The organism is Paenibacillus xylanivorans (genome assembly GCF_001280595.1).
GTDB classification, from domain to species: domain Bacteria; phylum Bacillota; class Bacilli; order Paenibacillales; family Paenibacillaceae; genus Paenibacillus; species Paenibacillus xylanivorans.
Genome location: NZ_LITU01000083.1, coordinates 261,473 through 282,689 on the forward strand (window position 1 = coordinate 261,473; position 21,217 = coordinate 282,689).

Below are 21,217 nucleotides of genomic sequence, written 5' to 3' on the forward strand. Positions count from 1 at the left end.
ATATAGGGAGAACGGGAAATGAACTTGCGGATGAAGCTGGCCATGGCATTTCTGTTGCTCATCATTGTACCGATGTGCACGCTTGGAATCGGCATGTTCTTGGTCACATCACATACGATTGAGAAAAAATATAATCAGCAGTCTGAATATGCACTCCAGGCGATTAGCTATAATATCGAGAATGTTTTTCAGCAGATCAACAATGTCACGGACAACGGCATTGCCACATCGGTGTTCCAGATGGCCTTGAACGCCAAAGATCCGAGCAAACAGGATCTTGGAACCGGTAATCAATTGTCGCTGAATGCCAGCCAGCGTAATTTCCGTTCCCTTTTATACAACTACCCTTTTATCAGTTATGCCTTTTTGTATGATTTGCGTTCGCGTTCGTCTCAGGATAACCAGATTGTCTCTATATTTACGAAGGAAAACTTTCAAGCGCTTCCTTTTCAACAATTTAAAGTTCATCCAATATTCAAAGAAATCCAGGAACTCAACGGCGTACCCAAATGGCTGGCCCCTCTGGAATATCCTGAACTGACGGGCGTAGAGCCTGTCTTTACTCAGATTCGGTTGGTCAAGGAACTCAGTTATTTTCAGAATATCGGGGTCCTGGTCGTTCAGATTAAAAAGGGGGAGATGGACCGCATCTTCCGCCATTTGAAAATAAGTGATCCTGCACAAGATACTTCGTTTCTGCTGATCAATGAAGAGGGTCTGATCGTATACGATCCTTCCGGACGATACAGCGGAGAGAAGATGGAGAATCTGGGTGTGCGTTCTGGAATTTACGGACCGGGGTTCAGCAGCACCAGAGCAGTGTTCGATGGCAGTGAAAGCATCATTTCACAATATCATCTGAAAAACTATAACTGGAGTCTGGTCAGTGTCACTTCATGGGAAGCGTTATCCGCAGAGACGAATGTGTTCGCAGGCTGGTCGATTATCATCATTCTGCTGTGTCTGCTTGCTGCGATGGTTTTCAATGTGTTCTTCATGAATAGGATTACAGGTAACATTGCGGTTCTCGTACGATTCATGAGACGTGTAGATGACGGGGACTTTAATGCCCGGGTTGAAGGAAGTGGCTTTGACGAGATGCAGTTGCTCGCCCAAGGGTTCAATGAATTACTGGATCGCATCGGAGGCCTCTTCCGACGTGTGCGTGCAGAGCAGCAACAGAAGGCCAAGGCAGAACTGCGCGTGCTTCAAGCCCAGATCAAACCTCATTTTCTATTTAATACACTGGAGTCCATTAACGGACTAGCCATGAGGGGAGAAGGGCGTAAAGTAAGTGAAATGGTGACGCGTCTTGGCAATATGCTGCGAATCAGCATTCAGGATCAGGAGGAAATTTCGCTCAGTGAGGAGCTAAGGCACTTGCAGAGCTATCTTGAGATCCAGCATTACAGATTCAGTGATTTATTCCGTTATGAGATCGACATTCCATCTCATCTGTACACATCATCCATGCTTAAGCTAACCCTCCAACCTCTTGTGGAAAATAGTATTCAGCATGGGTTTGAGGGCATTGAATATCAGGGTGTACTTCGGATCAGCGCATTTGTGGAACGAAATAATCTGGTGCTGCGAGTTGAGGATAATGGTATCGGTATTCCCCAGGAAATGTTGGCTCGATTCGAATACATGGCAGAAGACCCACCTGAATACATCATGGCAGAGGGGACGAAGCCCCTGTCTTCAATGGCAGAGCGCCGAGGGCTGGGATTAAGAAGTGTGGCAGATCGGATACGGATTCAATATGGCGCCGCATACGGGGTGTTTATATGTTCATCTCCGGGGTATGGCACCATTATTCAATGTATTATTCCACAATATGAGCAGGGGGAAGATGAATGAATCTAACCGCGTTGCTGGTTGACGATGAGCTGCCGATTTTGGAGAATTTAAGTTTTATTTTGCCGTGGGAAGACATGGGCATTGAAATTGTGGGTACGGCCAGAAGTGGGTCAGAAGCACTGGATAAAGTTGAAGAATATCACCCTGATATCATGTTGTGTGATATTCGCATGCCCTCCATGGATGGTCTTGAACTAATTCGAATATTGCGGGAACAAGGTGAAACTTGCGAGATTATTTTGCTGACAGGATATCAGCAGTTCGAATATGCCCGTACGGCCATTCGTTACAATGTCCATGAATACATATGCAAGCCAATCGATTACCTGGATCTCGAACATAAATTGCGTGAGCTTGCTAGTCAGATTCAGAAGAAACGATTGGAAATGGAGGCAGAACGCCACCGCAAATCGGAGATGGAAGTATGGGTAAAGCACAAACATATTATTGATCTGATGCGAAAAGAGGAGGACTCGTTATTTCCTTTCCCTCCTTCTTCCCCGGAAACACAGGCATCCTCGCTACGGTATATCCTGCTGCTTATCGATGTGTCGGGTTATTTCAAGCATTCGATTGGGTGGTCTGGGGCCCGGCACCAAAGCTGGCATGGAATGATCCGTTCGAGGCTTAGGGAGATTACAGACCGGATCTGTGAAGGAACGCTGCTAATTTCGGCCCGTAAGGGAGAATGGTGCATGTTGGTGGAGGCGTCAGATGAATGGAGACTGCAGACCGATGCATTGGCTCAACAGGTTCTGTTGGAATTAGATGCAACGTTTGAGCCGGGTTCAGGTATGAAGACAAGGGTCATTCAGGATGTTATGCCTGTGAAGCTGGATGATCAGATGGCTGAGCGATACCGGCACTGTCAACGATTGCTGATCATGAATGATTCTAATCAGCGCAGCGATGCGCTGGAATCAGAAACTGCTGAGCAGTCCAACATATCATCCAAAGAACCTTCCAGAAGGGCAACAATGTGGATTACAAAAGAAGATTTGGACTTGATCACCCGCTGGATCAGACAGGGAAACAAACAGGGATTGATTGACCTGCTCGTTACGCTCAAACATCGGATGAACGAGCATAAGAGTGCGCTGGACGGCATAGCTGAAAACAGCCTGCGTTTTTTGCTTGTACATATGCTTCGAGAATTGCGCGAAGTACATGTCATGGCTGAACAAGACGAAATGCATTTCTGGAGTGCATTACATTCAGCAACTTCCATCAAGGAATTAATCGAACTGGCGGAGGCACTTGCTTTTGCTTGTCATGATAAGAAAAGTACGCCTCGCCCTTCTGTATCTGAACTAATCACGTCTGCGTGCGAGTATATGAACGCCAGGCTGGAATGTGATCTGGGTATTGATGAGGTAGCTGATTGGCTCGGAATCAGTCCGGGCTACTTTTGCCAGCTGTTCAAAAATCAGATGGGTGTAACCTTTGTTGAATATATGACCCATAAGCGGATGGAGAGCGCAGCCTTATTATTAAGTACAACGGAATGGAGTATTACAGCCATCGGAGAAGCGACGGGATATAAGGAACGGCGATATTTCTCTAAAGTGTTCCATAAACATTTTCACATGAAACCATCAGAATTCAGGTCAAACCAAAGAGCAGGTTCATAATGGGGAGGAAAGCATGCGTATGAATTCGATCGATCAGCTTTCGTTGGAACAGCGGGTAGGACAGATGTTTATGTGTGGATTCCATGGACAGCATGCGGATGAACAGATCAATCAACTAATCCGTGATTACCATGTTGGAGGCGTCATTTATTTCAGACGGAATGTGGAGAGCGTAGACCAGTTGAATCAATTGTCTGCTGAATTGCAAGCGATTGCGGCTGAAGCAGGGGAATTGCCTCTGATGATTTCCGTGGATCAAGAGGGAGGCATGGTGGCCCGGATTGACAAGGAGGGAGTGACCCAGGTGCCGGGAAATATGGCGCTCGGCGCAACCGGCAATCCGGCGTATACCCTCGAATGTGCCCAAATTCTAGGTCATGAGTTGAAAAGCATCGGTATTGATATGAACCTTGCTCCAGTGGTAGACGTGAATAATAACATTCTGAACCCGGTCATCGGCGTGCGTTCCTATGGCGAGAATGCGGAGAGCGTAGCTGCTCATGGTGCAGCAGCCATCAAAGGATATCAGTCCCGAGGCGTTGCTGCGACAGCCAAACATTTTCCTGGACATGGAGATACAGCAGTAGATTCGCATCTCGGTATGGTCACTGTACCTCATGAACGTAACAGACTGGAGCAGGTGGAGCTTCTGCCGTTCCGTCGGGCGATTGAGGCCGGAGTGGATGCCATTATGACTGCTCACGTTATCTTCCCGACGATTGAACCGGAGCCGATTCCAGCTACATTGTCTCGTAAAGTATTGACGGGTCTATTACGCGAAGAAATGGGCTTTGACGGCATTATTATTACAGACTGTCTGGAAATGCATGCGATATCCAAGCCATATGGAGTGGCCGAGGCAGCCATTCGTGCCGTGGAGGCAGGGGCTGATCTAATTCTGGTCAGTCACACACTGCAAGATCAAGTTTCTGCTGTGGAAGCAGTTGTGGAAGCAGTTCGCACTGGGCGAATTGCTGAAGCAACCATTAACCAGGCATTGGAACGTATCCTTTCATGGAAGACAGCACGCTGTGGTCAGTGGGAGCATACGTTTGTTTCCATGGAAGAGGATGATGCTGTACCCAATGGATCTGATGATGAAGATGGTGTCGCTTTCTCAACAAAAGAGAAGGATGAATTACCAAGGTCGCTGGCCTCAATTGAATCCACGTTGGATGAGATTGCCTCCAACAGCATTACTGTAGTTCATAATGATGGATTGCTTCCCTTAGACCCTGAAAAGGATGTGTATGTCATCTGGCCCGAGGTTGTGCAGCGGACAGAAGTGGATGAACCATGGTCTCATACAGATTCACTTGGTGTGGCGTTATCGCAGCTGAGGGGCGGAGTTCGGGAGCACAAAATAACGACACAGCCGACTTATGATGAAGCGGACCGGATACTGAAAAATGTGTCGGAGGGAGATCAGATCATCGTATGTACTTACACTTCTGCAGGCCATCTTCCGAAAGGGCAACAGCATTTGGTTGAAAAACTTAGTGAGAAGTATTCCCTGATTGTGGTCGCATTGCGTAATCCATATGATCTATTGGAGATTCCGACGCCTGGAAGTTATGTATGTACGTACGAGAACACTCCTGCAGTGGTTCGCGCATTGTCCCTTGTCTTAACAGGTGAATTGCAGCCAACAGGAAGCTTGCCCGTCAGTTTGCATTAGCAAGTTCGAAACCCCTAAATCTCTCTGTAACATGGTGCTTATTCAACCATGTCCTGGAGGGATTTTTTTTATTGGATTTTTGCGGTGGGTTTAAAAGCCGATTTCACTCCAAATCGAAAGTATAATAGATAACTATTTTCATAGTATTTTCGCTCAATTAAAAGTTTACAATTCTTATAAAGTATTTTTAGCAACTTTTCCCGGTAGTAAGCGTCTAATAGTATGACTTTTTGAGGGGGATATTTATAAAATGGGAGCAGAAGGAGCCAAAGACAAAGAATGAATTTGAAGAAGAAATTATCCATACTTACCGCTTTAGCTGTATTCCAAGCGTTTGCAGCGATTCCAGCGAATGCACTGGCAGCTGATCAAAGTGATACAACAACAGCAAATACAGCCAACGTTAAATCCGTGGAGGTTGTGAAGAAAGAACAAACCATATCGGAATCGGATGTAAAGTCCGGGTCAGATACCAAGTCTGATACCGATGCAGTCGAAGGAACAAACCCGGTGACCGATGTACCTACAGGTACAGACGTTACTCCGGTTGACCCTGTTACAGACCCTGCTGATGAAGAGGGTTCGGAAGAGGAAACAACACTACCTACGACTCCAGTTGAGGTTGAGCAACCATCTACAAGCGGTCAATCTGTAGCCGGAAGTAAAGGCGGAGATCTGACACTTTATATGAACAGCAACAAAATGGTGCAAGACGGCAAAACATATCTTGCCGGACAGCCGATGGCTGTTAAAAATGGCGTATCTTATGTAGCGATCCGCGCATTGGTTGATCGGGTTGGTTATGAAGTGAAATATGACAATACAACCAAAGAAACCATTATTATTAGCGGCGAAGATGAGCTTCGCTTCAAAACAAATAGTAGCATTTACACTGTTAACGGTAAATCCAGAACGATGAAGGGCCCTGCCTATCAACAAAAAAATACGTTCATGGTGCCACTGACGTCGATTACTCAGGCACTCAACATTACTTATAAAGTGAATCAGTCTGCCAAGACTGTTGTACTGAACCTGAGTACCAAACCGGTAGCCAGCTTCACAGTACAAAAAGAGATTTTTGCAGGAGACACTGTAACATACAACACTAAATCCAGCTCTCCCAAGGGAATGGACATCGTAGACGAACGCTGGACTGGTCGTCAGGATTCGTTTGACCAACCAGGTACATATACGGTAACGTATGCTGTCCAGGATTCGAGCGGACAATGGAGTGATCCGTACTCTGTAACGATTCAGGTTCAGAAACCAAATCTTCCTCCTGTAGCGATGTTTATGACAGACAAGGAAGAGTACAAAATGGGTGAAAAGATCACATACATTGATCAAAGCACCGATGATGAAAATGCCATTGTGAAAACCGAATGGGAAAACAATGCTCTGGCATTCTTTGTTCCGGGACCAAAGACGGTAACGATTACTGTTACGGACAAACATGGTGCTAGTAACAGCTATACCAAGACGGTGAACATCACAGGTGAAACGCTGTACACCATGTCTGATTTTAATCAGCTGTTTACACCAGTAGGCGAGAAGTTTAGCTTCGACGGTAGCGGAGTACCATCGATTGAGAAAATACCTTTCACATATTACGACGAGCCAAGTTTGCTGATTCGTAGTAACAGCCCGGAAACCGTTAATACAGAAGGTATTGTTTATAAGGAATCTTCCTTTGGACAAACGCGTTTCATGATTCACCATGTGAACAACACAGGTAAAAACGTGAAAATGTATGTTGTTGCGACAAACAACAATGCATATACGGCATCCATTGAACAGCAAAACATGGGCTTTGCAGGTCCGTCACCAATAGCAACTGCGGCAGGTAAATTGTCCATTGATCGCTGGTTCCAGTCTATACAGAACGGCACAGGACAAAAGAAAGTGTACATCCAGCCTGGAGAGAGCAAGCTAATTCTGACCGAATTGAGTGTTCTCCCTATGAAACAGGGTCAAGTCATCTCCTTGTACTCGGATGTATTCAGTGACTATGAACTGGATTACAATATCATTATGATTGATGAGAATAAAGATCCGATGACGGTGTGGTCCACATTGCCTGTTTTGGATCGTGATGGTGTGCATAATCGGGGAACATACCCGAATGCAACCCGTATCATTACGTACGACCAAGAAGTAGGTTCGAAGCCTGCTCGTTTGCCACTCGGGGATAATGCAAGTGACCCGAATCTGGTCGGAACAGATCCAATGGCATACACAGATGCTTCTAACGCGGGTAACTTCGGTGTACTGTACAAAATTACACTGAATAATGTGGCTCCACGCACATTGATCTCGTTCAACCCACGTGGTGGTAAATACTCGGGTGTTGCGCTCGTTAATGGAGAAGTTGTACAGATATCGAACGGCAAATCCGTAAGCGCACCAAATGAACAAAGTGTACTCTATCGTACAGGCTCGTATGGTCAAAGTGTAACGATTCTGTTCTCTGCAGCACCGGGAAGCAATCTGCCGGTAAACCTGCTGTTCACACCGCTTCCGACAGAGAAGTAATTGTTTCACCTGTCACCAGGAACGGACGGTTTGGAGTGAAAGCTTATATGCTATATATCCTGTCACCCCAAAAGTCGCCCGAAGGATTAAACATCTGAACCGTCAGGAAAGGACTCCATGTTCATGGGGTCCTTTTTCATTGTGACTGTAGAATACGCGGGCCTAGGTTCGTTCGTTGACTATGAACTTCATTTAAGGCATTATTAGTAGTATATAAATCAAGCATAAGTATCAGCATTTTGCATAATTTGATTTCACACGCTAACGGGTACAATACCTAGACGGATAGACCCATTTCGAATAGGTGTTGCTGAATTGAATTCTCTTTTTGGATTTATGCAGAATGCTCGTATGACAGGAGGTGCTATAGGTCATGCTGTCGACAGAACAGATTATTACAACCATGTCCTCGCAGGGGCTCCGCATTACGGATCAGCGGAAGACACTGGCCCGGTTATTTGCCGAATCCCCCGGGTATTTGACACCCAAGGACGTCTATGAATATATGGGTAAGACTTACAGCGGACTGAGTTTTGACACGGTGTACCGGAATTTGCGTGTCATGCAGGAATTGGGTGTACTGGAGCAGGTCATCTTTGAAGATGGGGTGAAGTTCAGAGCACATTGCAGTGAGGATCATCACCACCACCATATGATTTGTCTGAAATGCCAAAAGACATATCCAATCGTTTTTTGCCCGATGCAGCTTGCAGATGCGCCTGAGCAATTCCAGGTCGTCGATCATAAATTTGAAGTTTTCGGGTACTGTAAGGACTGTGCCGAACATATGCCAGCCAAAGCGTCATCCGGACATCAGCACACTCACGGGAAGCACTGACGATGAAGTTATCCCGCAGATTGGTTCAGGCTCCCATTCGGGTGTATCGCAGCTATATCTCTCCATTGAAGCCGCCGACGTGTCGTTTCTATCCTACCTGCTCGGCTTACGCTATGGAGGCAATTGAGGTGCACGGTGCGCTCAAAGGGTCACTGCTTGCGGCTAAGCGCATTGCGAAATGCCATCCGTTCCATCCAGGTGGAGTGGATTTGGTGCCACCGAAGGCAGAAAAGTCTGTGATGGTATCCGATTAACGAGCCAATGGTCGTTTTTGCAGGATTGAGTTGATTTAAGAGTTGCTGTCCACTTGACAAAGGAGGCAGTATTTCAGTATATTTTTCGTATAATGATTTCCAGTGAAGGGATAAGTACAGACACACCCCCAGTGCAGAGAGCCGGATGAGCTGAGAACCGGTCTGGGAGGAGGACGGAATATGGTCCCGGAGGAACCTCTTTCGAGCGTGCAGACGTTGATTTAGAACGGGCTGTCGTAAGGCTGAGGCGTGATCCAGCGTTAATGGGCGGTCGAAGGACCGGCAGAGCCTGTGGTTTGTGAAAAGCACGGGGAATTTGGGTGGTAACACGTGAGAGCAACTCTCGTCCCATATAGGGACGGGAGTTTTTTGTGTTCTTTTTTTAGGCAAAAGCAAGCAATGAAAATGCAGGACCATATGAAGGAGGAGAAGTCATTTATGGCTGATCAAAAAACATTTTATCTGACAACACCGATTTATTATCCGAGTGACAAACTGCATATCGGACACGCATACACGACTGTGGCGGGTGATGCCATGGTTCGTTACAAACGTCTGCGCGGTTATGCTGTTCACTATCTGACAGGAACCGATGAGCATGGTCAGAAGATTGAGCGTAAGGCACAAGAGAAAGGACAGTCGCCACAAGCCTTTATCGACGACATCGTTGTGGGTATCAAGGAACTGTGGAGCAAGCTGGACATCTCTAATGACGACTTCATTCGGACTACGGAAGAGCGCCACAAAACAGTGGTACAGGATATCTTTGACCGTTTATTGAAACAAGGGGATATCTACAAGGGTGAGTACGAAGGCTGGTACAGTATCCCGGATGAGACCTACTACACGGAAACCCAGCTGGTTGATGTGGAGAAGAATGACAAGGGCGAGATTATCTCGGCCAAAAGTCCAGATAGCGGACATCCGGTGGAGCTGGTAAAAGAAGAATCCTACTTCTTCCGGATGAGCAAGTATGCCGATCGTTTGCTGAAATATTATGAAGAGAATCCAGGTTTTATTCAGCCGGAGTCACGTAAAAATGAAATGATTAACAACTTCATCAAGCCGGGTCTGGAAGACTTGGCCGTATCGCGGACAACTTTCGAATGGGGCGTCAAAGTTAAAGGTGATCCGAAACACGTTGTGTACGTATGGATTGATGCGTTATCCAACTATATTACAGCTCTTGGTTATGGATCATCCGACGAATCGCTGTACAACAAATTCTGGCCAGCGGATGTGCATCTGGTAGGCAAGGAAATTGTTCGTTTCCATACGATTTACTGGCCGATTATGCTGATGGCACTGGATCTACCTTTACCGAAGAAAGTATTCGCTCACGGCTGGCTGTTGATGAAAGACGGCAAAATGTCCAAATCCAAAGGCAATGTCGTTGACCCGGTGACCCTGATCGACCGTTATGGTCTGGATGCACTTCGTTATTACCTGCTGCGTGAAGTTCCATTTGGTTCAGATGGTACGTTTACTCCAGAAAGCTTTGTAGAGCGTGTGAACTCCGACCTGGCAAATGACCTTGGAAACCTGTTGAATCGTACGGTAGCCATGGTGGACAAATATTTCGAAGGCAGAGCGCCTGAGTTTACTTCCGGTGTGACCGAATTTGATTCATCTCTTGAAGAAGCAGGTCTTGCTGTTGTGGAGAAAGTGGAGCAGGCCATGGAAAATCTGCAATTTTCCGTAGCGTTGACAGCGATCAGTCAGTTTGTGAGCCGCAGCAACAAATACATTGACGAGACTCAGCCTTGGGCTCTGGCTCGTGATGAAGCGAAACGGAATGAACTGGCATCGGTAATGTCGCATCTGATTGAAAGCTTACGGATTGCTTCCATCCTCTTGCAGCCGTTCCTGACACGTGCTCCGCGCAAAATCTGGGAACAGCTCGGCATTCAGGAAGGTGAACTGACGGCCTGGGATTCAGCGAAGCAATGGGGCGTTATTCCGGCTGGCAACGCTTTGCAGAAGGGTGACCCGATCTTCCCACGTTTGGACTCTGAACAGGAGATTGCTTATATTGCAGAAGCGATGACTGGAGGCAAAAAAGCTGAAGCGCAGCATGAGGCAGCTCAAGCTGATGCTGGAGGCTCTTCGGAAGCCGCTCAACCTGTCACAGCACCCGAAGGAAAAGAGGAAATAGGCATTGACGATTTCGCTAAGGTGGAACTGCGCGTTGCTCAGGTTATTGCCTGTGAACCGGTCAAAAAAGCCGATAAATTGCTGAAGCTGCAGTTGGATCTGGGCTATGAGCAACGTCAGGTTGTCTCGGGAATTGCGAAGTTTTATTCTCCTGAAGATATGATTGGACGTAAAGTCATCTGTGTGACGAACCTTAAGCCTGTGAAATTGCGCGGTGAACTGTCCCAGGGCATGATCCTGGCCGCATCCCATGGAGACCAGCTTACACTGGCAACAGTACCTGATAATATGCCTAATGGTGCACAAGTGAAATAAGACTTTGACGGTGTAACCAAGGATATGGTTTATATAGCGGTAATAGAAGGTGGCTCGATGCGAATCGGGTCACTTTTTATTTTGGATGAAATCGCATCTGAGGCGAAGAAAACAAGCATATACTGTTATGAACTCCGTGCTCAAGGAAAGAATGAATAGGACAGAGCGGCTTGACAAGTTCGTGCAGGTTACCTATAATTCTTTCAGTAATGTTTACGATTAAGAGATGCGGAGTGAATACTAGTGAAATTTTATATTGGAAGAAATCTAGACCAGGTAAACCGGACTCTAGCGACAGGTAGAAGAGGACATATGAAATTATTGCTCAGTGGTCTGCTTGTTCTTAGTTTGCTCATATTGTCGGCATGCGGTCAGAATAATTCGGAGAGTGCAAAGCTGGTGGAAGGTAAAGTGAATGTGATCACGAGCTTCTATCCTGTCTATGCGTTTACTTCGACAATTGGCGGGGAAGATGCGAATGTCATTAATTTGCTGCCCACAGGTGTTGAACCACATGACTGGACGCCGAAGAGCCAAGATATTGTGAATACATCCAAAGCCCAGTTGTTCCTATACAATGGTGCAGGTCTGGAAGGATGGGTCCCCAACTTCCTGAAGTCACTGAATAGCGATACCAAGGTGAAATCAGTTGCAGTAAGTGAAGGGGTTACTCTATTGACTGCTGAAGGTGATGATGGACACGGTCATGGTGAAGAACAGGTCGATGAACATAGCGACGAACATGCAGATGAAGCTAACGCAGAGGACATTGCGGACCATCATGTGGACCCTCATACGTGGGTAAGTCCGAAGTCGGCAATGGTAATGGCTGAGAACATCAAAAACAGCTTGGTTGAAGTAGACCCTGCACATAAAGAAGGATATGAACAACGCTACGAAGAGCTGCGGACCAAGCTGGAAACACTGGATCAGCACTTTACGGATGAATTGTCCAACGTACCCAACAAGGAAATTGTCGTATCACACCAAGCCTTTGGATACCTTGCACGTGATTATGGTTTGACCCAGCATGCCATTATGGGACTTTCTCCAGATGCGGAGCCCACAGGTCAAGATATTGTGAAGTTGGCTAAGCTCGTGAAGGATGAAGGGATTAAATACATTTTCTTCGAAGAGCTGGTATCTGACAAATTGGCGAAAACCCTTGCCAATGAAGCGGGTGTAGAGACGATGGTCCTGAATCCTGTAGAAGGTTTAACCAAAGAACAGGCCACAAATGGGGATGATTATTTCACCCTGATGGAGAAAAATTTGCAAAATCTGCTGATCGCATTAAAATAAGATAGACTGAAGGATTCGTTTGCAATCCTTATATATAATGAAGGGCGGCTTTGCCATGCAGCAAATCATGCCATTGTGTCATGATCCAATCATAGAGATCGAGAAACTATCATTTTCCTACGGGGACCAGCGAGTGATCGAAAATCTTGATTTTATGGTCCAGGAAAGGGATTTTGTCGGGATTATCGGTTCAAACGGGGCAGGCAAAACGACATTGCTGCGAATGCTGGTTGGACTGTTGCCCCCAGCCGAGGGGGATATCAAATTATTTGGACAGTCGATCCGCCGATTCAAGGATTGGGAACGAATTGGTTATGTTCCGCAAAAAAATGCGTTTAACCCATTGTTCCCTGCAACGGTACGGGAAGTCGTGATGTCCGGCTTGTACAACAACAAGAATATGTTCCGTCGCATGTCTCGTAAATGTCAGCAGCAGTGCACAGATGCCCTGCAAGTGATGAGGATCGAGGATCTAGCGAACAAACGGATCGGACAACTGTCCGGCGGACAGCAACAGCGTGTGTTTTTGGCACGGGCGCTTATTAATCACCCTGATCTGCTGATTCTGGATGAACCGACGGTGGGCATTGATGCCGAATCCCAGGCGAGCTTTTTCGAACTCATTACCCATATGCATGAACACCACCGGATGACATTTTTGATGGTATCACATGATATGGACCGGATGGAGAGTTATCTCGGTTCCAAAGCAGCGGTGACGAACGGAAAGATACATTTCCATGTCCGTCATTCCCATGAGGTGGAAGACTGTGCCGAGACGAATTTGCAGCATACCACCACCCAGGTACGTTAGACGCGTGTGCGCAACCAGATTAGAGCAAGGCCGAAGGAGTCGTGTGTGTTTTGGAAATTTTAATGAGTGATTTTTTTCAGCGGGCACTGGCGGGGGGACTGCTAATCGGCATCACTGCACCATTGATCGGATTGTTCCTGGTGCTGCGGCGTTTATCCATGATCGGGGATACCCTGTCTCATGTGACTATTGCCGGTGTTGCACTCGGATTCCTGATTGAAGTGTATCCGATAGCGGTGGGTCTTATTTTTGCCGTGCTCGCATCATTTGCGATAGAAAAACTGCGCAAGGCGTACAAGAGTTACGCCGAATTATCGATTGCGATCATCATGTCCGGTGGAGTGGCGCTGGCTTCGTTGTTCTTCACGCTGGGCAAAGGATATAATACAGATGTTATGAGTTACCTTTTCGGCAGTATTTATACACTAGACTCCACGGATTTGAAACTGGTTGGTGTGGTAACGCTGATCGTGGTCATCGTTGTAGCATTGTTACATAAGGAGTTTTTCCTGCTCAGCTTTGAGGAAGATGCCGCAGCTGTTACCGGATTGCCTGTGAAACTGCTGAATATGCTGATTACCGTGATGACAGCCCTTGTCATTAGTACGGCGATCAAAATCGTGGGCGCCTTGCTGGTATCCGCCTTGCTGACCATTCCGGTAGCTGTAAGCTTGCTCATGGCACGAAGTTTCAAATCGGCGATTATATTGTCCGTGGTCATTGGTGAAATAGCAGTGGTTATTGGACTGGTTGTGGCCGGGATCTGGAACCTTGCACCAGGAGCAACGATTGTACTTTTGCTTATCATGATGCTGATTCTTACGATGATTGGAAAAAAAGGGTTCCGAGCCTGATTCTGAACGTGAGCAAGTGAGCCCCAGGGAAGGGAGATATCCGCTTCATGCCTGATGTTAATGTGTGGCTGGCTTTTGTAGCAGGATTAGCTTCATTTATATCGCCTTGCTGTCTTCCACTGTATCCTTCGTACCTTTCTTATATTACGGGTATGACGGTACAACGGTTGAAGGATGAACGCAATCAGCGTGAAGTTCGTTTCAAGACATTGACTCATACGCTGGCGTTTATTTTGGGCTTCTCGGCTGTGTTTTATTCGTTGGGGCTGGGAGCCGGATTGTTTGGTCAATTTTTCAATGATAACCGTGATCTCATTCGTCAATTATCCGCTATCTTGATTATGTTAATGGGTTTATTCTTGCTGGGGTTGTTCAAACCACAGTTTCTGATGAAAGAGCGTAAGATGGATATGAAATGGAAACCGGCGGGCTACTTGGGCTCATTTATTTTTGGCATTGGTTTCTCGGCAGGCTGGTCGCCTTGTATTGGACCGATCTTGACTGCCATCATCGCAATGGCTGCAAGCGAACCAACAACCTGGTTGGCATTGATTACGGGGTATACGGCCGGATTTGCGCTACCGTTTTTCATTCTGGCCTTTTTCATCGGTTCTACACGATGGATCTTGCGTTATTCCAATATTATGATGAAAGCCGGGGGCGCATTAATGTTGTTCCTTGGGGTTCTGTTATTCACGGATCAGATGACAAAAATCACGATTTGGCTACAGCAAATTACACCCGATTGGATGATTATTTAGCACAGCAACGAGTTTTTTTGTTTTACTCAACAATTATTTTAAATAAGTATAAAGCAGGCTACATGGAAACCAGAACGATTCTGGCTCATGTAACCTGCTTTTTTAATCAAACGCTTTCTAATAAAAGAGGGCGGTGCTACGCTTAGGTGAAATAATCAATGTTGGCCAGTGGGAAATGCTCAAAAATGCGTTCAGTAATAAACTCGCGCAGGGCATCCTGTTGATCATCCTTATACACATATTTATACTGGCCCCAGCGGCCCCATTTCATTTTTCGCTTTTCGATATCCATCTCGAGCTTGGTTTTGGGGTATCGCTTCTCAATGGTGGCTTTTGCCGTTTTAGTAAAACGGTGCTGGATCATCTCAAAGGTTAAATCCTTGGTTGCGTCTTCAGGAAGTGTATCGGCAAGCTTTTGTAAAAGCTCGCTATATCCTTCTTCCCATCCGTCGTACCACATGATTGGGGCAATAATGAAACCGAGCGGATAACCGGCATGAGCTATTTTGCCTGCGGCTTCAATACGCTCTTCAAACCGCGAGGTGGCTGGCTCAAAGTTTTTGATAACGTAATCGGAATTCACACTGAAGCGGATACGAGTGTGTCCGTTATGCTTGATGTTTAATAAAGGCTCAACATGATGATATTTGGTTACAAAGCGAAGTCGCCCGTGCTCCTCATCTGCCATAAAACGAATCAGGTCACCAAGGTTTCCCGTAATATGCTCCAGTCCTACGGGATCGGATGTACAAGCCGCTTCGAAACGGGTAATTTCAGGAGCACGTTCCTCAATGTAACCTTTGGCAGCCTGAATGATCTCTTCGGTGTTTACATAGACACGGACATAGGGCTTGGCCCCAAGTGTCGTTTGAAGATAACAATAATGACAGTGGCCCATACAGCCTGTGGAGATGGGAATGGCATATTCGGCTGAGGGCTTCGATTGGTCAAACTTAAGTGTTTTACGCACGCCAACGACAAGGGTTCGCTTGGCCATTCGATACTTTTCCTGTTCCGTCTCACCGGGGAGATTGGTGATTCGATTATGGGATGTCGTCATCTGATATGGAATATCTCTGGAGGTGACCCATTCCATAATCCGTTTACCTTTCTCATATTCCAGCGCACCGGGTTCAAAATACACCAAATCGGGAATAAAGGGTTTAGTACCTTTTACTTTACGAACGGGTGGATGCGCTACACTTGTACTCACGAAATCACTCCTTTCAATCCGGAACCTTGCTTAGTTTGCCTCGTTTGGGGATAAGTCACCCTTGCCAATACTTGCGCAATGCTAACGGAAAATGAGGCCTGAAAACGCTTTATGGACAGTAAATAGTGAATGAATTGTGCAGGACTTGCCAATGCGTATTGATAACATGTATCATTATAAGATAGGGACCAGGCAAGAATATTGCCGGTCAGAGAGAAGAGAGGGAAGCAGATGCCAACGCCCAGTATGGAAGATTATTTGGAGCGTATTTACAAATTAATTGATGAAAAGGGCTATGCTCGTGTGTCTGATATAGCTGAAGGTTTGGAAGTGCATCCTTCATCGGTGACGAAGATGATCCAAAAGCTGGACAAAGACGAGTACCTAATCTATGAGAAGTACCGCGGGCTAGTGCTTACGCCAAAAGGCAAAAAGATGGGCAAACGTTTGATGGAGCGCCATCATCTGCTTGAACAATTTTTGACGACGATTGGTGTTCAAGAGGAAAATATTTATCAGGATGTCGAAGGAATTGAACACCATCTGAGTTGGGATTCCATTACCTGCATCGAGTCTTTGGTTGAATATTTCCGTCAGGATGAGAATCGATTGCGTGATCTGAAAAGTATTCAGGAAGTTATAAGCAATACCGAATCCTAAGTTTGCAAACCTTTACTCACCTGGAAAAATGCAATGCAAATCCATTCAAAAATCAAAGGATGCACCTGCCGTTAAAAAGGTAGGGAGCGTCCTTTTGCTTTTTTTGACCAAAATTTGGCGATTATTCGCAACTAAACAATCCTTAGGAGCGTCTATTAAACTAGCAGAATTTGCCGCGAATTTATAATTATTTTGGAGGATTGCACTGATGAAGCTTCGTAAAGGATTGATCTTGCTGCTTATTTTTGTTCTGGGTTTACAAACTGCAGGACTAACAGCGCAGGCAGCTAGTCAAAAGGAAATTGTCATTTATTTGGATGGTCAACGATTGGAATCGGATGTTTCACCTTACATTTTACCCAAAGTAAATGTAACGATGGTTCCCCTGCGTGTCATTAGCGAAGGTCTGGGTGCATCTGTGCTTTGGTCACAGGCTACGCGCACCGTTACAATCAAGAAATCCGATTCGGTCATTACAATGACGAATGGACGCCAGCAGGCAACTGTGGAGGGTGCCGTGGTTGATCTTGATGCATCGGTAGAATTGAAGCAAGGTCGTGTCATGGTACCGATTCGATTCGTCAGTGAGAATCTTGGAATCCAGGTTACCTGGAACCAGTCTGCGCAGACCATTGATTTGACCACAGGCAATGCCCCTGCCCCTGACCCTACCCCTGTAACACCAGCAGAACCTGGAGGAACGGGGACCACGCCAAGTACAGATGAGATGCGAGGCGCCTGGATTTCGACTGTAAATGGAGACTGGCCTTCATCTGGTGCCAAAGGAAATGTGGAGAAACAAAAGCTGGAGTTCATTCAGCAGCTCGATACGTTGAAGGATATGGGAATCAACGCTGTATTTGTTCAGGTGCGGGCTAATGGCGATGCGATCTATCCATCAGGTCTTGTACCGTGGAATAGCGTACTGACAGGAACACAGGGGAAAGATCCCGGGTATGATCCACTTGCATTCATGATTGAGGAAGCTCACAAACGTGGCCTTGAGTTCCATGCCTGGTTCAACCCTTTCCGGGCTACCAATTCGGCAACTACAACCGGGCTCGCAGCCAATCATGTATCCAAGCTTCACCCGGACTGGATTGTTAATGCGTCAGGCAAATTGTATATTAATCCGGGCATTCCGGAAGCGAGACAGCATATTATGGATACCATCATGGAAGTGGTCAATCAGTATGATATTGATGGTGTACATCTGGATGATTATTTCTATCCATCCAATGTGTCGTTTAATGATGATGCGGCTTTCAAAGCATACAACACATTGAATACGAGTGACCGTGCGGAATGGCGCCGGGATAACATTAATCAATTCGTCAAGCAGCTTGGAGAGAACATCCACAAGGTGAAAGCTGGCGTCCAATATGGCATTAGCCCATTTGGTGTGTGGCGTAACAAATCGGTTGATATGACAGGTTCGGATACAAAAGCCGGAGTAACCGCTTATGATAGCATGAATGCCGATGTGCGGACGTGGATCAAACAGGAGTGGATTGACTATGTTGCACCCCAAGTGTACTGGAGCATGACACTAAGTGCAGCACGATATGATAAAGTGGTTGACTGGTGGGCCAATGAAGTTGCAAATACCGATGTGAAATTGTATATTGGTCACTCTCCTTACAAGCTGGGCACACCGGAAATCGGGTGGCAGACCTCACAGGAGATCATTGATCAGCTTATATATAATGAGAAATATGATACGGTGAAAGGTGATATTTTCTTCAGCTCACAGTATCTGACGAAAAATCCACTTGGCTTGATTGCCAAATTAAAAGGCTATTATGGACTGTAAAACATTTTAACGTAATAAGACCAACCCCTGTTCTCATACAGTGGCAGTAGTAGCATGGACTGCCTGGAGAACGGGGGTTTTATTGTGTTGATTAATGGAGTTTTTGAAGGCGGCGGCGTAAAGGGGATTTCACTCGCCGGCGCCGTAAAGGGTGCAGAGGATCACGGTGTCGAGTTCAATCGCGTAGCCGGCACGTCATCGGGTTCCATCGTAGCTGCTTTGCTAGCTGCTGGCTATCGGGCGGAAGAGATGAAAGGCATTATCGAGAATACGCCGTTTGCTTCGCTGCTGCGACGTTCTCCCATATTTGATACCAAGTGGATTGGACCCGCAGCAAGGCTGTTTTTGAAGAAAGGGTTATATTCTGGGGAAGCGCTGGAATGCTGGATTCGGGATATGCTGAAAAAAAAGGGGGTTCGGACGTTTGCAGATCTGCCTCCAGGGAAGTTATTAATTATTGCATCCGACATTTCCAATGGTACTATTTTGGTGCTGCCAGATGATATCAAACGATTCGGAATAGATCCTTCGAAACTGGAGGTAGCTAAGGCCGTACGCATGAGTTGCAGCATCCCCTATTTCTTTGACCCGGTGGCTATTCGCAGATCCCCGATCTTATCCAAAGGTTTACGTTTTGCGGACCAGTTTGTTTACATCGTCGATGGCGCTTTATTGAGCAATTTTCCGCTCTGGCTGTTTGATGGAGAGCGTACAGAACGTGGAGGAGACATCATCCCTGTGGTCGGTTTTAAAATGGTTGGTAAAACTGAAGGAGAGCCAGCAAGAATCAGGGGTCCTCTAAGTATGCTTCAAGCTTTGGTAGAAACGATGCTTACTGCTCACGACGAACGATATATCGAACAGATCAATCGATTCCGTACTGTGAAAATCCCTACCCTTGGAATTAAACCTACGGAGTTTAACCTTTCCGTACAGGACAGTACAGCTTTATATCAATCCGGGGTCACCGCCGGTACTGAATTTTTCAGTGGATGGAATACGAAGATATATGGTGAACAGCTGGACAAACAGACACGAGAGCTAAGAAAGAAACAAGCGGAGAACCCGCCGCTGACTCCTGTATAAAAATGAAAAAGCAATTCTCCGCTGTTTGGAGAATTGCTTTTCTGTGTGTTTCGCCGATATTAGCGCTTTAGTGATACTTAGGTACATCCTCATCACTTTTACCCTTTTGTCCCTGAATCACTTGGAAAGGATAATCCTTGCGTTTTTTGGAAGAACCGCTACTTTTTCGAGTGCCTGACTGCGCATTAACTTTAGCCATGGTTTTAGCCGATGGTTTGATCTTCGGTGACGATGTCTTGCGTGCCCAACGGCGGGGCGGATACTTATAGAGCAGGAACACAACTCCGAACACGACGAGGGGGATGATAATTTGAGATATACCTCCACTTCCCAGCCTAGTCAAGATTCCAATAGCAGCGAGTGCGATGAACGTCCAAAATATGATTGCCTGCTTGTTCATATCATTCACCCTTTCACAGGATCAAGTGTTGCAACAGGAACTTCCGACGTGGCGGATACGTTTGCGAGTCTGGCATCCAACTCACGCATACGGTTAAACGAAGCAATGGATACTTCTACCTGTTCATTCGTTGGCTCTTTGGTTGTCAGCAATTGCAGCCACAGCCCCGGATATCCGAGATAACGAAGTACAGGGATGTCACGTACCGAGTTGGTCAACTTCAATAATTCGAATGAAATACCAAGTACGACCGGCAACAACAGCAAACGCTGTCCCATACGTTCCCAGAGGTTATCGTATGTGAAGAGCGAGTACAAAAATACGCCGATAATGACAGTCAGCATAATAAAACTGCTTCCGCAACGATAATGCAGACGGCTATACTTCTGCACATTTTCTGGTGTTAGCTCTTCTCCGGCTTCGTGAGCACTAATGACTTTATGTTCTGCTCCATGGTATTGGAACAGACGTTTAATCATCGGTGTCTGGGAGATCAGCCACAGATAGGCAAGCAACAGTATCAGCTTAATTCCGCCTTCCAGTAAATTATGCAGAAACTGATTGTCGAATGCATTTTTGAACAAAAAATTCTCAATAACAACCGGCAACAATGTAAGCACAATTTTACCAAATAGGAACGAAAGGATGGCTACTGCAGTGACGCCGATAATCATGCTAAGGCTCCAACCTGAGCCTTCTTTTTCTTTTTGCTTTGCTTTTTCTTCAGGTTCCAGTTCATCATCAGCATATGCGTCAGCAGAATAATTGAGATGTTTGCTTCCTTTGACGCTTGAATCTATAATGCTGACAATCCCGCGAAGTAGTGGAATCCGCCGCAATTTCATGACCCAGGACTTGTCTTGCTTGGGAACTTCCAGATACGTAATTTCGCCGTCTTTTCTTCGGACAGCTGTAACGTTGACATGTTTACCGCCGAACATTACGCCCTCAATGACAGCTTGCCCCCCGTAGCTGACAGGCTTGGATTGTTGAGGCAAATTATTCACCTTCCTATTCTGTTCTAGGCCTTCATGGTCGAAGGCTCTTTAATA

At 46.2% G+C, this 21,217-nt stretch carries 17 protein-coding genes; 14 read left to right on the forward strand and 3 right to left on the reverse strand.

Annotated elements, in window-relative coordinates:
- The first annotated feature begins 18 nt into the window (after nt 1-18).
- From AMS66_RS30765 to AMS66_RS30815, 11 genes are all read left to right on the forward strand, one after another.
- Nucleotides 19-1,860, forward strand: a complete 1,842-nt coding sequence (locus AMS66_RS30765) for a cache domain-containing sensor histidine kinase (RefSeq protein WP_053784386.1) — start codon at nt 19-21, stop codon at nt 1,858-1,860.
- Entirely contained in the window at nt 1,857-3,491 is a 1,635-nt protein-coding gene (locus AMS66_RS30770) for a response regulator (RefSeq protein ID WP_053784387.1), read from the forward strand. The genes AMS66_RS30765 and AMS66_RS30770 overlap by 4 nt, the downstream gene beginning before the upstream one ends.
- Before the next feature lie 13 nt (nt 3,492-3,504).
- The gene (nagZ, locus tag AMS66_RS30775; RefSeq protein WP_053784388.1) at nt 3,505-5,169 is read left to right on the forward strand and encodes a beta-N-acetylhexosaminidase; all 1,665 of its coding nucleotides are present in this window, start codon (nt 3,505-3,507) and stop codon (nt 5,167-5,169) included.
- A gap of 279 nt (nt 5,170-5,448) precedes the next feature.
- On the forward strand, nt 5,449-7,701 hold the full coding sequence (locus AMS66_RS30780; RefSeq protein ID WP_053784389.1) for a stalk domain-containing protein: 2,253 nt from the start codon (nt 5,449-5,451) through the stop codon (nt 7,699-7,701).
- Nucleotides 7,702-8,074: 373 nt separating this feature from the next.
- Entirely contained in the window at nt 8,075-8,539 is a 465-nt protein-coding gene (locus AMS66_RS30785; RefSeq protein ID WP_024631023.1) for a Fur family transcriptional regulator, read from the forward strand.
- 2 nt (nt 8,540-8,541) lie between these two features.
- Nucleotides 8,542-8,793 carry a membrane protein insertion efficiency factor YidD gene (yidD, locus tag AMS66_RS30790; RefSeq protein WP_053784390.1) on the forward strand — a complete coding sequence of 84 codons (252 nt, stop codon included), beginning with the start codon at nt 8,542-8,544 and terminating at the stop codon, nt 8,791-8,793.
- A gap of 417 nt (nt 8,794-9,210) precedes the next feature.
- On the forward strand, nt 9,211-11,262 hold the full coding sequence (gene metG, locus AMS66_RS30795; protein ID WP_082350970.1) for a methionine--tRNA ligase: 2,052 nt from the start codon (nt 9,211-9,213) through the stop codon (nt 11,260-11,262).
- 312 nt (nt 11,263-11,574) lie between these two features.
- Nucleotides 11,575-12,564, forward strand: a complete 990-nt coding sequence (locus tag AMS66_RS30800; protein ID WP_053784392.1) for a metal ABC transporter solute-binding protein, Zn/Mn family — start codon at nt 11,575-11,577, stop codon at nt 12,562-12,564.
- 37 nt (nt 12,565-12,601) lie between these two features.
- A complete protein-coding gene (locus AMS66_RS30805; RefSeq protein ID WP_236703697.1) occupies nt 12,602-13,378 on the forward strand; it encodes a metal ABC transporter ATP-binding protein in 777 nt (258 codons plus the stop codon).
- Nucleotides 13,379-13,428: 50 nt separating this feature from the next.
- On the forward strand, nt 13,429-14,232 hold the full coding sequence (locus AMS66_RS30810; RefSeq protein WP_024631018.1) for a metal ABC transporter permease: 804 nt from the start codon (nt 13,429-13,431) through the stop codon (nt 14,230-14,232).
- A gap of 47 nt (nt 14,233-14,279) precedes the next feature.
- Nucleotides 14,280-14,993, forward strand: coding sequence for a cytochrome c biogenesis CcdA family protein (locus AMS66_RS30815; protein ID WP_024631017.1), 714 nt, complete (start codon nt 14,280-14,282; stop codon nt 14,991-14,993).
- Between the two features lie 142 nt (nt 14,994-15,135).
- On the opposite strand, the gene splB is transcribed toward AMS66_RS30815, so the two are convergent.
- On the reverse strand, nt 15,136-16,206 hold the full coding sequence (gene splB / locus AMS66_RS30820) for a spore photoproduct lyase (protein WP_053784394.1): 1,071 nt from the start codon (nt 16,204-16,206) through the stop codon (nt 15,136-15,138).
- 231 nt (nt 16,207-16,437) lie between these two features.
- Here splB and mntR point away from each other — a divergent pair, with 231 nt between their 5' ends.
- The 3 genes from mntR (at nt 16,438) to AMS66_RS30835 (ending at nt 19,765) form a co-directional block, all read left to right on the forward strand.
- Nucleotides 16,438-16,866: a transcriptional regulator MntR gene (gene mntR, locus AMS66_RS30825; RefSeq protein ID WP_053784395.1), complete on the forward strand. Its 429-nt coding sequence runs from the start codon at nt 16,438-16,440 to the stop codon at nt 16,864-16,866.
- Between the two features lie 208 nt (nt 16,867-17,074).
- Complete coding sequence (locus AMS66_RS30830) at nt 17,075-18,679, forward strand: family 10 glycosylhydrolase (RefSeq protein WP_053784396.1); 1,605 nt, start codon at nt 17,075-17,077, stop codon at nt 18,677-18,679.
- Nucleotides 18,680-18,763: 84 nt separating this feature from the next.
- Nucleotides 18,764-19,765: a patatin-like phospholipase family protein gene (locus tag AMS66_RS30835; protein WP_053784521.1), complete on the forward strand. Its 1,002-nt coding sequence runs from the start codon at nt 18,764-18,766 to the stop codon at nt 19,763-19,765.
- Nucleotides 19,766-19,832: 67 nt separating this feature from the next.
- On the opposite strand, the gene AMS66_RS30840 is transcribed toward AMS66_RS30835, so the two are convergent.
- On the reverse strand, nt 19,833-20,165 hold the full coding sequence (locus AMS66_RS30840; protein WP_053784397.1) for a hypothetical protein: 333 nt from the start codon (nt 20,163-20,165) through the stop codon (nt 19,833-19,835).
- A gap of 5 nt (nt 20,166-20,170) precedes the next feature.
- A complete protein-coding gene (locus AMS66_RS30845) occupies nt 20,171-21,163 on the reverse strand; it encodes a DUF1385 domain-containing protein (RefSeq protein ID WP_053784398.1) in 993 nt (330 codons plus the stop codon).
- Nucleotides 21,164-21,217: the final 54 nt, after the last annotated feature.

What these genes read in the sequence shown, in the direction of transcription:
- nagZ (WP_053784388.1), top strand. Translation starts at nt 3,505, where the DNA reads ATGCGTATGAATTCGATCGATCAGCTTTCGTTGGAACAGCGGGTAGGA.
- mntR (WP_053784395.1), top strand. Translation starts at nt 16,438, where the DNA reads ATGCCAACGCCCAGTATGGAAGATTATTTGGAGCGTATTTACAAATTA.
- AMS66_RS30785 (WP_024631023.1), top strand. Translation starts at nt 8,075, where the DNA reads ATGCTGTCGACAGAACAGATTATTACAACCATGTCCTCGCAGGGGCTC.
- yidD (WP_053784390.1), top strand. Translation starts at nt 8,542, where the DNA reads ATGAAGTTATCCCGCAGATTGGTTCAGGCTCCCATTCGGGTGTATCGC.
- AMS66_RS30780 (WP_053784389.1), top strand. Translation starts at nt 5,449, where the DNA reads ATGAATTTGAAGAAGAAATTATCCATACTTACCGCTTTAGCTGTATTC.
- AMS66_RS30830 (WP_053784396.1), top strand. Translation starts at nt 17,075, where the DNA reads ATGAAGCTTCGTAAAGGATTGATCTTGCTGCTTATTTTTGTTCTGGGT.
- AMS66_RS30840 (WP_053784397.1), bottom strand. Translation starts at nt 20,165, where the DNA reads ATGAACAAGCAGGCAATCATATTTTGGACGTTCATCGCACTCGCTGCT.
- metG (WP_082350970.1), top strand. Translation starts at nt 9,211, where the DNA reads ATGAAGGAGGAGAAGTCATTTATGGCTGATCAAAAAACATTTTATCTG.
- AMS66_RS30800 (WP_053784392.1), top strand. Translation starts at nt 11,575, where the DNA reads ATGAAATTATTGCTCAGTGGTCTGCTTGTTCTTAGTTTGCTCATATTG.
- AMS66_RS30770 (WP_053784387.1), top strand. Translation starts at nt 1,857, where the DNA reads ATGAATCTAACCGCGTTGCTGGTTGACGATGAGCTGCCGATTTTGGAG.
- AMS66_RS30765 (WP_053784386.1), top strand. Translation starts at nt 19, where the DNA reads ATGAACTTGCGGATGAAGCTGGCCATGGCATTTCTGTTGCTCATCATT.
- AMS66_RS30815 (WP_024631017.1), top strand. Translation starts at nt 14,280, where the DNA reads ATGCCTGATGTTAATGTGTGGCTGGCTTTTGTAGCAGGATTAGCTTCA.
- AMS66_RS30805 (WP_236703697.1), top strand. Translation starts at nt 12,602, where the DNA reads ATGAAGGGCGGCTTTGCCATGCAGCAAATCATGCCATTGTGTCATGAT.